Source organism: Acinetobacter lwoffii, from assembly GCF_015602705.1.
In the GTDB taxonomy this organism is placed as follows: domain Bacteria; phylum Pseudomonadota; class Gammaproteobacteria; order Pseudomonadales; family Moraxellaceae; genus Acinetobacter; species Acinetobacter lwoffii_E.
The window spans coordinates 21,003-36,256 of sequence record NZ_CP059081.1 but is presented as its reverse complement, the minus strand read 5'-3'; the positions used below and the strand labels follow the sequence as shown (position 1 = coordinate 36,256).

General features: G+C 43.9%; 10 protein-coding genes, 2 tRNA genes and 3 rRNA genes. 4 read left to right on the top strand and 11 right to left on the bottom strand.

Going from position 1 to position 15,254, the window contains the following annotated elements:
- Together H0S56_RS00150 and H0S56_RS00145 are read left to right on the top strand one after the other, a co-directional pair.
- Window positions 1-690: a TIGR04219 family outer membrane beta-barrel protein gene (locus H0S56_RS00150; RefSeq protein WP_195725363.1), complete on the top strand. Its 690-nt coding sequence runs from the start codon at window positions 1-3 to the stop codon at window positions 688-690.
- A 379-nt stretch (window positions 691-1,069) separates the two neighbouring features.
- Window positions 1,070-1,621: a type 1 glutamine amidotransferase domain-containing protein gene (locus H0S56_RS00145; RefSeq protein ID WP_195725362.1), complete on the top strand. Its 552-nt coding sequence runs from the start codon at window positions 1,070-1,072 to the stop codon at window positions 1,619-1,621.
- Window positions 1,622-1,669: 48 nt separating this feature from the next.
- Here H0S56_RS00145 and H0S56_RS00140 read toward each other — a convergent pair whose 3' ends face one another.
- The 10 genes from H0S56_RS00140 to H0S56_RS00095 all read right to left on the bottom strand — a co-directional run bounded on the left by H0S56_RS00140 (window position 1,670) and on the right by H0S56_RS00095 (window position 12,480).
- Window positions 1,670-1,993, bottom strand: coding sequence for an ankyrin repeat domain-containing protein (locus tag H0S56_RS00140; RefSeq protein WP_195725361.1), 324 nt, complete (start codon window positions 1,991-1,993; stop codon window positions 1,670-1,672).
- 151 nt (window positions 1,994-2,144) lie between these two features.
- Entirely contained in the window at window positions 2,145-2,543 is a 399-nt protein-coding gene (locus tag H0S56_RS00135) for a hypothetical protein (RefSeq protein ID WP_005264502.1), read from the bottom strand.
- 110 nt (window positions 2,544-2,653) lie between these two features.
- Complete coding sequence (locus H0S56_RS00130; protein ID WP_004647700.1) at window positions 2,654-4,003, bottom strand: aromatic acid/H+ symport family MFS transporter; 1,350 nt, start codon at window positions 4,001-4,003, stop codon at window positions 2,654-2,656.
- A 342-nt stretch (window positions 4,004-4,345) separates the two neighbouring features.
- The gene (locus H0S56_RS00125) at window positions 4,346-5,710 is read right to left on the bottom strand and encodes an MFS transporter (RefSeq protein WP_195725360.1); all 1,365 of its coding nucleotides are present in this window, start codon (window positions 5,708-5,710) and stop codon (window positions 4,346-4,348) included.
- A gap of 284 nt (window positions 5,711-5,994) precedes the next feature.
- A 5S ribosomal RNA gene (gene rrf, locus H0S56_RS00120) occupies window positions 5,995-6,109 on the bottom strand.
- A 177-nt stretch (window positions 6,110-6,286) separates the two neighbouring features.
- Window positions 6,287-9,180: ribosomal RNA gene (locus H0S56_RS00115) — 23S ribosomal RNA — on the bottom strand.
- A 476-nt stretch (window positions 9,181-9,656) separates the two neighbouring features.
- A tRNA-Ala gene (locus H0S56_RS00110) sits at window positions 9,657-9,732 on the bottom strand.
- 71 nt (window positions 9,733-9,803) lie between these two features.
- Window positions 9,804-9,880: transfer RNA gene (locus H0S56_RS00105), tRNA-Ile, on the bottom strand.
- A gap of 60 nt (window positions 9,881-9,940) precedes the next feature.
- Window positions 9,941-11,478 (bottom strand): 16S ribosomal RNA (locus tag H0S56_RS00100).
- The 16S, 23S and 5S rRNA genes sit together here with 2 tRNA genes alongside, the layout of an rRNA operon.
- Before the next feature lie 429 nt (window positions 11,479-11,907).
- The gene (locus H0S56_RS00095; RefSeq protein ID WP_004647112.1) at window positions 11,908-12,480 is read right to left on the bottom strand and encodes a peptidylprolyl isomerase A; all 573 of its coding nucleotides are present in this window, start codon (window positions 12,478-12,480) and stop codon (window positions 11,908-11,910) included.
- 103 nt (window positions 12,481-12,583) lie between these two features.
- On the opposite strand from H0S56_RS00095, the gene H0S56_RS00090 reads away from it, so the two are divergent.
- Window positions 12,584-13,258, top strand: a complete 675-nt coding sequence (locus H0S56_RS00090; RefSeq protein WP_195725359.1) for an acetoacetate decarboxylase family protein — start codon at window positions 12,584-12,586, stop codon at window positions 13,256-13,258.
- A 70-nt stretch (window positions 13,259-13,328) separates the two neighbouring features.
- Here the strand turns inward: H0S56_RS00090 and H0S56_RS00085 are convergent, their stop codons facing one another.
- Window positions 13,329-14,399: an alpha/beta hydrolase gene (locus H0S56_RS00085; protein WP_005094832.1), complete on the bottom strand. Its 1,071-nt coding sequence runs from the start codon at window positions 14,397-14,399 to the stop codon at window positions 13,329-13,331.
- A gap of 217 nt (window positions 14,400-14,616) precedes the next feature.
- On the opposite strand from H0S56_RS00085, the gene H0S56_RS00080 reads away from it, so the two are divergent.
- A complete protein-coding gene (locus H0S56_RS00080) occupies window positions 14,617-15,117 on the top strand; it encodes a hypothetical protein (protein ID WP_114541701.1) in 501 nt (166 codons plus the stop codon).
- Window positions 15,118-15,254: the final 137 nt, after the last annotated feature.

Below are 15,254 nucleotides of genomic sequence, written 5' to 3'. Positions count from 1 at the left end.
ATGCAGACAAAAATACTCGCCACATTATTCTTCAGTTTTGGATTAAGCACGCTCAGTCATGCAGATTTCATCGGGGCAAAAGCCGATCTCAGCTACTGGAATTTTAACGGTTATAGCGAAAATAGCAGTATGAAACATGATCTGGATCGACAAGGTACGGCGCAGCTGTCCGTGGCTTTTGAACATCCAGTGCCACTGTTGCCAAATGCCAAAATCAAATACGTCAATCTGGACAGCAACAGCGAACAAAGCACTCCGATCAATGCCTCAGAAATCAAACTGAAGAATATTGACTATATTCTGTATTACGAATTGCTGGATACCGTGGTACATGCCGATATAGGCGCAGGCTTAAGCAATCTGGAGGGTACGGCAAAAAACCTGAATACCGGGGCTTTCACACAATACGATCTGGATGAATACACTCCACTGCTCTATGCAACTGCAGGGGTTAAATTGCCATTTACCGGACTGAGTGCCAAAGCAGAAGCCGTTTACAGTCATGGCAGCGATAGCAAAAAGACCGATGTACAGGCTGAGTTACAATATGATTTTATTGATAATCTGCTGGTCGATGTCGGTGCCAAAATCGGTTATCGCATAATGAAGGTAGATTTTGAACAGGAGCAACGTCCAGATTTACAGCTGGAATTTAAAGGCCCATATATTGGCTTAGATGTACATTTTTAATGCCAAGAATTCAGCAGCTGGTCGTGCTCAATTTCTCTGCGTTCATGTAAGTCAAAGCGTACAACAATAAGCGCAATCTGCTGCTGGTACAAAATCTGCTTGTGTATTACTTTAGACACATAGAGAGCAGGATGCTCCGAAAACCTAAAAACAACAAGAATAAGCAAGCATCAGGACGTGAGGTACGACAGGAGTTATACCTAAATCACGAGATACGGAAAAAGCCCCAACAGGATGTTGGGGCTTTTTTTCTGCTATTTCTTTTTCTGTGCATTGCTTTATTTATCATTGCTTAACAGTTCCGAGTTAAAACTCCAACATTGTAAAAATCGGCTTGTTGTTAAGCTAAAAATCCTCACATTTTTTGGGAACAGCAATCATGGTAAAAAAGGTCCTCTTTATTACATCCAATCAAGGTATTGAACATGATGAACTGACTGAGCCTTTAAATTTTTTAAAGTCCAAAGGTTTTGAAGTGATTCATGCTGCAGAAAAAAATGAAGATGTCGCGACGGTCAAAGGTGATACCAAAGCTGCCACCCAATATACGCCGGATACCAGTCTTGAACACGTCGATCTGGATGATTATGATCTTTTGGTGATTCCAGGTGGTACAGTCAACGCAGATACTTTAAGAATTAATCAGGATGCCCAGAAAATTATTCAGCATTTTGCCGACAATCACAAACCGATTGCGGCGATCTGTCATGGGCCATGGGCCTTAATTGATGCAGATCGAATTAAAGACAAGAATCTGACCTCGTATAAGAGCATCAAGCTGGATCTGGAAAATGCCGGCGGTAAATGGGTCGATGAAGAAGTGCATCGCTGTAATACCGGCGGCTGGGTACTGATTACTTCACGGAATCCGGATGATCTTCCGGCCTTTAATGAAGCCATTTTAAAAGAACTTGAAGGCGATGCTGCCTAAGTTCCTACCATAAAAAGAGAACCTCATGATTGAGGTTCTCTTTTTGCTTTAAACAGTTCCGATCAAGCTTTTTAGATAAGCCATCACTTCTTTATTGCCTGCCATTTCGGCCAGTTCTAGTGCCGTATGTGGACTGCGATGGGCAATATCCGCACCTTTGCTAACCAGAAGCTTGACTACGTCTAGATGATCATTTTCAGCAGCGGCCTGTAAAGCGCTGTAGCCTTCGTCATCGGCAGAGTTGACGTCCAGACCTTCTTGCAAGCCCTGCTCGACCTGTTCGATGTCGCCTAAAGATGCCCAGTACACTAGTTCAGGAAGATGCAGTTCATCATCATCTTCAGGGATTGGGGAGAGTGAGTTGATGTTCATCTGAGTAATCCTATTTATTCAATATCTATGATTGATTCTAACGCGCTCTACTAAATAAAAAACTATAGCTATGAATATGTATAGGAAAATACGGTAAAACTATGTATTTAATGTTTGAAGAGAGAACTACTTGGAGAAGAATCAAAATCCATTATTTATTTTTACAATTACCGCGAAATACCATTGCATTGTCCATATAAGTAAAGGATTTGATAGGTTTACTTTGGTACTCCTCAACAATAAGGGAATATACATTGCTTCCTCTTCCTAATCCTTCCCCTATTTTTAAATAGTTAATGACTTTAAAACTATTATCTTTGGAGCCTGGATCAATAATAATTGGTTTATTAACGTAATCATTTTTCAAAGCCCCACTTATGATTCCTGTACTACGATTAACATTGAAAGTTTGACCAAGGTAATGATTCTCTAAATTTTTCACATCATAACTATTAGATATTTCTTCTATTACACATTCATAACTATTTATTTTTTGAGCATACACAAAAGAATTTGCTAAAAATATTGCACCTAAAATTAATATTCTCATAAAAGTTATATCTCTTTTTATAAAACTGATTCTCTTTATAGAATACTATTATTCTGATTTTAAATATAAAAAAGCCTCCTTTCGGAGGCTTCTTATTTAAAAACTTAGCTTTAAGCTTTAGACACTGCAGGCTCAATTGAACCAATCTTTTCAGATTCATTGTCATGCATGATTAATGCAACAGCAATTGCAGTAATCAGAACCGGTAAACCGACTGCCATAAAGTTAAAGTAAGCAGGCAGGTTCATACCAAGTAAACCACCAATCAGGATCGGCCCTACAATCGCACCCATACGACCGATCGCAGAAGACCAGCCAATCCCTGTCGAACGTACCGCAAGTGGATAGAACTGCGCAACATAGCTATATAGCAACATTTGTGAACCAATCGACGCTGCACCTGCCAGGAACACCAAGATGTAAAGTAAGAATTGGTTAGATGCAAAGCCCATTGAGCTCATCACAATCGCACCCATCATACCCAGGAACATCAGTACCGGTTTCAGGTGGAAACGATCCGCAAGAATACCACCACCGACAATACCCACAACCGCACCAACGTTCATCACCATCATGAACATCAAGCTGTTGTCCATCGAGTAGCCCGCTGCCATCATTAACTTCGGTAACCAGCTGCTCAGTGCATACATGGTTAACAGACAAGTAAAGAACGCGACCCAGAACAGTAAAGTATTGACCGCACGACCACGACGGAACAAACTCACCACGTTAGCGGCTTCAGGCACATTTTCCTGTGGCAAAGTGAAAGTTGTATTCTCGGTAACTGTCAGATTTGGCGCCAAGCGACGTACAATACGACGAGCTTCTGGCTGCTTGTTCTGTTTCACAATAAATGCGAGCGACTCAGGCAGGAATTTCCAGATCACTGGTAATAAAAACAGTGGAATACCCGCGATAAAGAACATGATTTGCCAACCAAAACTTGGGGTAAACCATGAACCCAATAACGCAGCCATTACGCCACCGACCGCATAACCACTAAACATGGTGGTCACCAGCGTACTACGCATTTTTTGTGGGGCATATTCCGAAGTCAATGCCACCAGGTTTGGCATTACGCCACCAATACCAAGACCGGCAAGGAAACGTAAAATACCGAATTCGGTTGGGTTTGAAGCAAAGCCGCCAGCAAAAGTTAAACCACTAAATAATACAATACAGATCATGATCACTTTCTTACGACCGATCTTGTCCGCTAGGGAACCAAAGATCATCGCACCAAACATCATGCCGGCCAGTGCGGTACTTGCAAGCATTCCGGCCTGCACTGCACTTAAGCCCCAGTCTTGCATCAATAACGGTAAAACTACACCATTGATTGCGAGATCATAGCCATCAAATAAGATAATGAGTAAACACCAAGCAACTACATTGAAGTGGAAAGGCGTGAATTTCGCATTATCGACTACAGAATTTACATCTATTTTTTCCGTTGTCATCGTTCTCATCTCCCATGAGTACTTGTCCATAACATCTTGTTGAAGACTGAAGTCAATCTTCAATGTCAGGCAATATACGCAAGCAGGATTTAAGGCACAATAAGACTAATTGATATTCTGCTATGCTCTCGGAAATGTCATTTATTTGCGTGATATGTCACACTATTATTAGTATAAACTTTTGAATAATTGATGTTTATTTTTTAATTTACCCAATATTTAAGCTCTTTTAATCCGCTTATTCTTTTGACCAATTGAATATTGATTTAATTTCATACTAAAGATATGAAAAAGCCCCTTTAAGTAAGGAGCTTTTTAACTGACTGAGTCAATTACGAGAGTTTAAATTTTGGCTGTTTTTAATTTTTTCACCATAACGCGAGTAGGTTGTGGCTTACGAATCATTGAAATAGCGATGATCCCAATAATACCTGGCATTGCAACCGCGATAAAGTTCCATTTATGTGGTAACTCCATACCAAGCAGCATACCAATCACGATTGGGCCAACAATTGCACCTGTACGCCCTACAGCAGAAGCCCAACCAATACCAGTAGAACGTACTGCAACAGGATAGTATTGAGCAACATAGCTATATAACAAGATACTGGTACCAATAGATGAGGCACCTGCTAAACTGACAAGTAAATAAATAACAGGGGTTGGAGAATTAAAGCCCAAACCAACCAAAGATAGTACACCGACAGTTAACATACTCATAAGAACAGGTTTAAAGTCAAAACGGTCTGCCAAAATACCACCGCTAATGGTTCCGATCACGGCACCAATATTCAGCGCTAATAAGAACATTAAACTGCTACCTAAAGAATATCCCGCTGCCATCATCAGTTTTGGTAGCCAGCTTCCAAGTGCGTAAAGCATGAGTAAGCACATAAAGAAAGCAATCCAAAATAAGAATGTTCCTGTGGCACGATTTTCTGTAAATAAAGCTTTTACTGATGCACTTTGGGTCTGATCAGCGCTAGCTAGAACCAGTTCAGTATCTTCTTGTATGTCTGCAGTTGGCTCGACTTGCTTTATAAAACGACGTGCTTCATTCACTTTTTGTTCTTTAACGAGGAAAGTTAAAGACTCAGGTAAGAACTTCCAAAAAAATGGAACAAAAAGTAATGGAATACCTGCAATGAAGAACATAATTTCCCAACCAAAACTTGGTGTAAACCATGTACCGCATAATGCAGCCATAATACCGCCCACCGCATAACCACTAAACATGGTGGTTACCAGTGTGCTTTTTAAACGTTTAGGTGCATATTCAGACGTTAGAGCGACTAAGTTTGGTAATACACCACCAATCCCTAAACCAGCAATAAAACGTAAAATACCAAATTCTGTTGGATTAGTGGTAAATCCACCTAAAAATGTAAAAGCACTAAATAAAGAAACACAAATCAAGATAACTTTTTTACGACCAATTTTGTCTGCAAGCATCCCAAACAGCATGGCTCCAAACATCATGCCAGCGAGTGCTGTACTTGCAAGCATGCCTGCTTGAACAGCACTCATGCCCCACTCTTGCATAAGTAGAGGCAGAACGACACCGTTAATTGCTAAATCATATCCGTCAAATAGGACAATAAATAAACACCACAATACAATGCTTAAGTGAAATTTAGTGAATTTTGCTTGATCAATCACATCATTCACACTTACCGTGTTTGCTACTCGCTTCATGTTTTCTGCCATTTTTACTCACCTCCTGTGAGTTTTTTTCGTTGTTTTCAGCACGACACATGACCCTAACTCTTATTTATTATTTTTAATGATTCTTATCGCCATGTCTTCGCAACAACTTAGTTCAACACAGCTACTTTTCATGCAATATCCGACTAAAGTCTTACTTATTCCTTAAAATTCTAAACCCATGAGTCTAGTTTTTAATCAATATTCAACAGTTCACACATTTATTTAACTAAATTCCACGCATAAAAAAACACCCCCTTCTAACGAAGGGGGTGTTTCGAATAATGAGCTGGCGATGACTTACTCTCACATGGGTAACCCCACACTACCATCAGCGCTAAGAGGTTTCACTTCTGAGTTCGGGAAGGGATCAGGTGGTTCACTCTTGCTATGGTCGCCAGCACAACTGTTTATGGATACTTGCTAGGTCTTATTGAGATGCCTTGCTTTCTACCAAATAGAATTCATTAACAGATTTATCTGAGTTGGATAGTTTGTTCGTTTAGCGTAACTAAATCAAGTCACTTTGTTTAATATCGAATCAATCGAGCTTTTATACAACAACTGTTTGGGTGTTGTATAGTCAAGCCTCACGAGCAATTAGTATTGGTCAGCTTCACATATCACTATGCTTCCACATCCAACCTATCAACGTCGTAGTCTTCAACGGCTCTTTAGGAGACATAAAGTCTCGGGGAAATCTTATCTTGAGGTAGGCTTCCCGCTTAGATGCTTTCAGCGGTTATCCCTTCCGAACATAGCTACCCGGCGATGCCACTGGCGTGACAACCGGTACACCAGAGGTTCGTCCACTCTGGTCCTCTCGTACTAGGAGCAGATCCTCTCAAATTTCCAACGCCCACGGTAGATAGGGACCGAACTGTCTCACGACGTTCTAAACCCAGCTCGCGTACCTCTTTAAATGGCGAACAGCCATACCCTTGGGACCTGCTTCAGCCCCAGGATGAGATGAGCCGACATCGAGGTGCCAAACACCGCCGTCGATATGAACTCTTGGGCGGTATCAGCCTGTTATCCCCAGAGTACCTTTTATCCGTTGAGCGATGGCCCTTCCATACAGAACCACCGGATCACTAAGACCTACTTTCGTACCTGCTCGACTTGTGGGTCTCGCAGTTAAGCGCGCTTTTGCCTTTATACTCTACGCGTGATTTCCGACCACGCTGAGCGCACCTTCGTACTCCTCCGTTACTCTTTAGGAGGAGACCGCCCCAGTCAAACTACCCACCAGACATGGTCCTCGTCCCGGATAACGGGACAGAGTTAGAACCTCAATATTACCAGGGTGGTATTTCAAGGACGGCTCCATCGCAACTAGCGTCGCGACTTCAAAGCCTCCCACCTATCCTACACAAGTAAGATCAAAGTTCAATGTCAAGCTGCAGTAAAGGTTCACGGGGTCTTTCCGTCTAGCCGCGGGTACACCGCATCTTCACGGCGAATTCGATTTCACTGAGTCTCTGCTGGAGACAGCGCCCCCATCATTATGCCATTCGTGCAGGTCGGAACTTACCCGACAAGGAATTTCGCTACCTTAGGACCGTTATAGTTACGGCCGCCGTTTACTGGGGCTTCGATCAAGAGCTTCGCTTACGCTAACCCCATCAATTAACCTTCCAGCACCGGGCAGGCATCACACCCTATACGTCCACTTTCGTGTTTGCAGAGTGCTATGTTTTTAATAAACAGTTGCAGGGGCCTGGTTTCTGAGGCTGTCGGCCGCTCAAGGAGCAAGTCCTATCACAGACAACAGCGTACCTTCTCCCGAAGTTACGGTACCATTTTGCCTAGTTCCTTCAGCAGAGTTCTCTCAAGCGCTTTGGTCTACTCGACCTGACCACCTGTGTCGGTTTCGGGTACGATTCCTGTGTAACTGAAGCTTAGAGACTTTTCCTGGAAGCATGGTATCAGCCACTTCACTGTACAAGTACAGCTTGCTATCAGTTCTCAGCATAGAGTACCCCGGATTTGCCTAAGATACATGCCTACAACCTTCCACCTGGACAACCAACGCCAGGCTGACTTAACCTTCTCCGTCCTCTCATCGCATTACACAGAAGTATTGGAATATTAACCAATTTCCCATCGACTACGCCTCTCGGCCTCGCCTTAGGGGTCGACTCACCCAGCCCCGATTAACGTTGGACTGGAACCCTTGGTCTTTCAGCGTGCGAGTTTTTCACTCGCATTGTCGTTACTCACGTCAGCATTCGCACTTCTGATACCTCCAGCAGACTTCTCAATCCACCTTCATCGGCTTACAGAACGCTCCCCTACCACGCATAATAAATTATGCATCCGCAGCTTCGGCATATAGTTTTAGCCCCGTTACATCTTCCGCGCAGGCCGACTCGACTAGTGAGCTATTACGCTTTCTTTAAAGGGTGGCTGCTTCTAAGCCAACCTCCTAGCTGTCTATGCCTTCCCACATCGTTTCCCACTTAACTATAATTTTGGGGCCTTAGCTGGCGGTCTGGATTGTTTTCCTCTTGACTACGGACGTTAGCACCCGCAGTCTGTCTCCCGGATAGTACTCATTGGTATTCGGAGTTTGCATCGGTTTGGTAAGTCGGGATGACCCCCTAGCCGAAACAGTGCTCTACCCCCAATGGTATTCGTCCGAGGCGCTACCTAAATAGCTTTCGGGGAGAACCAGCTATCACCAAGTTTGATTAGCCTTTCACCCCTATCCACAAGTCATCCCCTGGCTTTTCAACGACAGTGGGTTCGGTCCTCCAGTTAGTGTTACCCAACCTTCAACCTGCTCATGGATAGATCACCTGGTTTCGGGTCTATACCCAGCAACTAAACGCCCTATTAAGACTCGGTTTCCCTACGGCTCCCCTATGCGGTTAACCTTGCTACTGAATATAAGTCGCTGACCCATTATACAAAAGGTACGCAGTCACCGAACAAGTCGGCTCCCACTGCTTGTATGCATGCGGTTTCAGGATCTATTTCACTCCCCTCACAGGGGTTCTTTTCGCCTTTCCCTCACGGTACTGGTTCACTATCGGTCAGTCAGGAGTATTTAGCCTTGGAGGATGGTCCCCCCATATTCAGACAAGGTTTCACGTGCCTCGCCCTACTCGACATCATCATATAAGCCCTTTCGTGTACAGGACTATCACCGTCTACGGTCGCACTTCCCAGAGCGTTCCACTAGAACTTATATGACTTAATGGGCTCTTCCCCTTTCGCTCGCCGCTACTGAGGGAATCTCAATTGATTTCTTTTCCTAAGGGTACTGAGATGTTTCACTTCCCCTCGTTCGCCTTGCAACACTATGTATTCATGTTGCAATACCTACCTTATGGTAAGTGGGTTTCCCCATTCAGACATCTCCGGATCACAGGATATTTGCCGCCTCCCCGGAGCTTTTCGCAGGCTATCACGTCTTTCTTCGCCTCTGACTGCCAAGGCATCCACCACATGCACTTAATTACTTGACTATACAACCCCAAACAGTCGTTTATCCTTACAAGTGGGATAAGCAACAGATTGTGTCTTTCAACACTCTCATACAGTTGGCGTTTCGTAGATTCAACTACTGTACAGCTTCAATTAGATTCATATACCAAAACGCTTGATTCAGTTAATTTCGCTAGAACTCATTTCTTTAATCTTCACATCACAGTAATAAATCACTGTTAGTGTTGATCTTAAAAACGAGTTTGAACAAATTATTTCAACTCAAATATATTCTGTTAATGATTTTTCCAGCCTTCGTCAGGTCAGGAAACTGTGATAAATCACAGAGATTATCAAGTGCGCGTATCATAACGCTTGTACTTGTTAATCTCTAGGATCTAAACACCTGATCGCTTAGGAACTAAACAACTTCATCACTGTATGCTTACATACTGCGCGAAGCGTAGCTTCTTGCTTAAATTTCAAGTAAAAGCAGTGCTTTTATGATCTTGAAATTTGGTGGAGACTAGGAGAGTCGAACTCCTGACCTCCTGCGTGCAAAGCAGGCGCTCTACCAACTAAGCTAAGTCCCCAGCTTATCAATAAGTCAATGTATCGTTCTGTTCTGTTTGCTTCAGCACTTTCATGCTTCGTTAGTCAGATTTGGTGGGTCTGACAAGACTTGAACTTGTGACCCCACGCTTATCAAGCGTGTGCTCTAACCAACTGAGCTACAGACCCTCAGATACATCGTATGAAGAACAACTTGTTGTGGATTCTTACCAATCGTCAATCTTTCGTTAAGGAGGTGATCCAGCCGCAGGTTCCCCTACGGCTACCTTGTTACGACTTCACCCCAGTCATCTGCCACACCGTGGTAAGCGTCCCCCCTAAGGTTAGACTACCTACTTCTGGTGCAACAAACTCCCATGGTGTGACGGGCGGTGTGTACAAGGCCCGGGAACGTATTCACCGCGGCATTCTGATCCGCGATTACTAGCGATTCCGACTTCATGGAGTCGAGTTGCAGACTCCAATCCGGACTACGATCGGCTTTTTGAGATTAGCATCCACTCGCGTGGTAGCAACCCTTTGTACCGACCATTGTAGCACGTGTGTAGCCCTGGTCGTAAGGGCCATGATGACTTGACGTCGTCCCCGCCTTCCTCCAGTTTGTCACTGGCAGTATCCTTAAAGTTCCCGGCTTAACCCGCTGGCAAATAAGGAAAAGGGTTGCGCTCGTTGCGGGACTTAACCCAACATCTCACGACACGAGCTGACGACAGCCATGCAGCACCTGTATGTAAGTTCCCGAAGGCACCAATCCATCTCTGGAAAGTTCTTACTATGTCAAGACCAGGTAAGGTTCTTCGCGTTGCATCGAATTAAACCACATGCTCCACCGCTTGTGCGGGCCCCCGTCAATTCATTTGAGTTTTAGTCTTGCGACCGTACTCCCCAGGCGGTCTACTTATCGCGTTAGCTGCGCCACTAAAGCCTCAAAGGCCCCAACGGCTAGTAGACATCGTTTACGGCATGGACTACCAGGGTATCTAATCCTGTTTGCTCCCCATGCTTTCGCACCTCAGTGTCAGTATTAGGCCAGATGGCTGCCTTCGCCATCGGTATTCCTCCAGATCTCTACGCATTTCACCGCTACACCTGGAATTCTACCATCCTCTCCCATACTCTAGCCAACCAGTATCGAATGCAATTCCCAAGTTAAGCTCGGGGATTTCACATTTGACTTAATTGGCCACCTACGCGCGCTTTACGCCCAGTAAATCCGATTAACGCTTGCACCCTCTGTATTACCGCGGCTGCTGGCACAGAGTTAGCCGGTGCTTATTCTGCGAGTAACGTCCACTATCCAAGAGTATTAATCTCGGTAGCCTCCTCCTCGCTTAAAGTGCTTTACAACCAAAAGGCCTTCTTCACACACGCGGCATGGCTGGATCAGGGTTCCCCCCATTGTCCAATATTCCCCACTGCTGCCTCCCGTAGGAGTCTGGGCCGTGTCTCAGTCCCAGTGTGGCGGATCATCCTCTCAGACCCGCTACAGATCGTCGCCTTGGTAGGCCTTTACCCCACCAACTAGCTAATCCGACTTAGGCTCATCTATTAGCGCAAGGCCCGAAGGTCCCCTGCTTTCTCCCGTAGGACGTATGCGGTATTAGCATCCCTTTCGAGATGTTGTCCCCCACTAATAGGCAGATTCCTAAGCATTACTCACCCGTCCGCCGCTAGGTAATGTAGCAAGCTACATTTCCCCGCTCGACTTGCATGTGTTAAGCCTGCCGCCAGCGTTCAATCTGAGCCATGATCAAACTCTTCAGTTTAATACTATGTAGCACCTTAAAGGGTGCCAATCTTGGCTCATCAATTTTCTGACAAATATTTCTCAAATAAACTTCGAGTAATTTCTACCATCAATCAATGAAAATAATTTCGATCGATCAACCAGTAAAAATCCACACAAGTTGTTCTTCATAATCTCTTAATGATCTTTCTAACACCTCGTCAGTGCCAGAAGCTGGACTTCGATAAACTCAACAACTCCGCCATTCTGCTTCGTTCGTTTCCGTCTATCTCGTCGGTATGTGCTCATTATAGGGCAATTTCTTACACGTGCAAGCGCTTTTAACGCACAGGAATCACGAGTGTTTTATTTTTATGCACCAAATTGGTTCAATTCCATACAATTCATTACATAAGTACATATTTTTAAAACAGAAATATAAATTAAATATTTCTGCTTTATTCTATGCCTAGTTTTTCACGACTGGTGCTTTAATCGTCACACTGGTGATTTTTACAGGGTTCACCGGCACATTTTGATGCATTCCATAGTTTCGGGTCGGTACTTTGGCAATCTGATCGACGATATCCATACCTTTAGTAACCTTACCAAATACCGCATAGCCGGCATTTCTAGCAGAACGATCCAGGAAATCATTATCGACCAGGTTCACAAAGAATTGTGCTCGGGCAGAATCTGGCTGATTGGTACGCGCCATGGCTAAAGTACCGCGTTTATTTTGCAGACCATTCGATGATTCATTTTTAATGGGTGCTTGAGTATTGGCTTTTTCTTGCATGTTCACATCAAAGCCACCACCCTGCACCATAAAGCCTGGAATGACGCGGTGAAAAATCGTGTCCTTATAGAAGTTGCTCTTTACATAGCTTTCGAAGTTCTTTGCCGAGATTGGAGCTTTGTCATTGAAGAGTTCAATTTCAATATTTCCAGATGAAGTCTTCATCTCAATAATCGTATTTGCAGCGAAGCTTGGTAGACTGACCGCAGCAAGTGCGATGACACATAATGATTTCTTTAACATTTATTAACTCATCTACTTAGAAGTAATGGTTGTGAATGACTATATATTAATCTTTTATAACTCATAATGCAGTGACCTGCCGACTAAAGACAAGAGAATAAGAATGAAGCATGCATTATTACAGGAGCAAAATATCCACCAGTTTCCACCTTGGCATTTGCAGGGTGAGGGTTTTATTCTGAATTATTGGCTGACCCCAAGCTTTATTGAGCAAGCAAAACAGTTCCGTATTGCGCCTTCTCCGCTGGGTCGTATGGTCCAAGTCTTATTGGTGCGTTATCACGCTTCGCCGATTGGCCCTTATGATGAGTTACTGATTCTGGATCATCCTTTAATTAGTAAACGACGCCTCAGCTCAATTCCTAAAATTTATGTGTCTACCCATGAGTCTGTGGTACACGGTCAGCATTTATGGGGCATTCCCAAAGAACATGCGCAGTTTGAATGGCAGGAAAAGGATCAGGAAGTACTGTGTCAGATTCAACACCAGAACCAGCATATGACGATTCGGCTGAAGAAAACCAAATCCGCACGCCAGTTCTATATTAATAGTCATCATATTCCAGCATCTATGCTGAAGATTCAGCAAGCCTGGAAAGGTCAGCGTTTTCAGTTTAGTCCACAGTTCCGCGGTCACCTCTCCAAACTCTCGCAAGTAGAATGGCAAGATGCCGAAAATATATTTCCAGATTTTTCCAAAGCCAAATTGCTGCAAAGCTTTTATGTCCCCAAATTCAATCTGATCTTTCCTGAAGCGCAGATCAGCAGCAAAGTATAAGAACTGATAAAAACCTATCTACAAAAAAGGTGTTTCATGAGAAACACCTTTTTACATTCATGCCTTGGATTTAACTATTTTTGTCCCAAAATTTGCGGAAATTTTTGCTGATCTCAATCACATATTTTTTGGCACGGCGGGAGATCGGCGTCAGGTTAATAAAACCATGTGCCTGATCGGTATATTCATGATAATGAACACTCACGCCATTCTGACGTAGTTTATGTGCATAGATTGAACCTTCATCATGCAGGACATCATGACGTGCAGTAATCACATAACTTGGCGGCAAGTTTTGCAATTCACCATAGGTCGGTGATATCAACGGATCATCCAGTTCAATCTGATGGGTTTGGGCATACATGAAGGTCACCAGATCAATATCCTGCTCTGAAAGCACCAGTCCATCTTTATAGGCATAAAAAGAAGGATGGCGACTTTTAAAGTCGACCGCCGGATAAAGCAAAAGCTGTGCTCGTGCGGCATAAGATTTACCTGCACTGCGCTGTGCCACGACAGTAGCCAGATTTCCTCCGGCACTGTCCCCTGCTACGGCAATACGATTTTTATAGATTTTTAGTTGCTTACTATGCTGATGTGCCCAAGCCAAGGCATCTTCACAAACCTGTACCATCTGCAAGGGGCTAAATTCTGGCGTCAGCGGATAAGCCACGCTTAGCACCTGCACTTTGGCATGTACTGCCAGCAAGCGACAGAATTCATCATGGCTGTCCAGACCGCCCACCATAAATGCACCGCCATGATAAAAAATCACCATCGGCAACTTCTTTTGTGGAGCTGGATGATAATGCCGGGCAAAGATGCTGCCACTTTGCAAAGGCAGGCGCAGCTCTTCGATGACTTTGACAGTAGTTGGTTTAGCCGCGATCGCTTTCATGCGTGCATCAAACAATGTGCGCGAATGTGCCAGATCCTCACTGATAAAACTGCTATGCCCCTGTTTTATCTGGATGGCCATCAGACATTTTACCAAAGGGTCTAAATCAGGGTAGACATGAGGATAATCCAGGGCCTTAACCAATGCTTCCTGTGCAATACCAGGTAAGCGGTCCAGCATACGTGCTGCCGTCCCTTGTCCTTTTTCCATCACACTTTTCAGAACCGGAGGATTCACAGTCATTATTTTTAGTCCTTATTCTCTTAATTCTTCATAGTTTCTACACGATTAGCGTTTCAGTGACCATATTCTTATATAAGTCTTAATATCAATGTACATATAGCTTCTGCCCGATACATTACCCTCATTTATAAAAGATGTCATTGACCGTTTAAAGGTTATTTTTGACGTACTTTTGCGAGCTTAAGTATATTTTTTATTACAAATCTGGAGGATGCCTATGGCTAGTAAAATTATAGCTTTGTCTTTGGCGACTGCATTTTTAGCTGTAGGCTGCGTCGCATTTCCTGAAGATGGTGGCTATTATGATGGCCGCTATGATCAGCGTTATGACCGTCGCTATGAACTGGACCGGCGTTATGAACAAGATCGTCGCTATGAGCGGCAACGCTGGGAATATGAACAGCAACGCAAACGCATTGAACTGGATCGACGTAAACAGGAATTACAACGTCGCAATTGGGAGCAGGATCGTAAAAGACAGTTAGAGCTGGATCGACGTAAAAGCCAACTGGAACGACAGCGCCATGAACAGCAACGTAAAAATATCATGACGCAACGGCAAAAACAGGCAGAGGCAGAACGTAAACGTCGTCAGGATCTGGAGCGTAAACGTGTAAAAGATCAACGCAGTAAAAAAGTCCAGCAAAACCGTTCTAATCAACGCTGGAATGACAACCGACGTCATCAGGAACAACGTTCACGGGATCGTCGTGACTAAGACTTGAATCACCCTCTCTATTAAAAGCCCAGACTGGGCTTTTTTAATGAAAAAGGTAGCTGCCAGATAGACAAAGGCCCTAAAGAAAATTTCTTTAGGGCCTTTGCAGAGGGTTATATTAAACGAACTTCCACTTC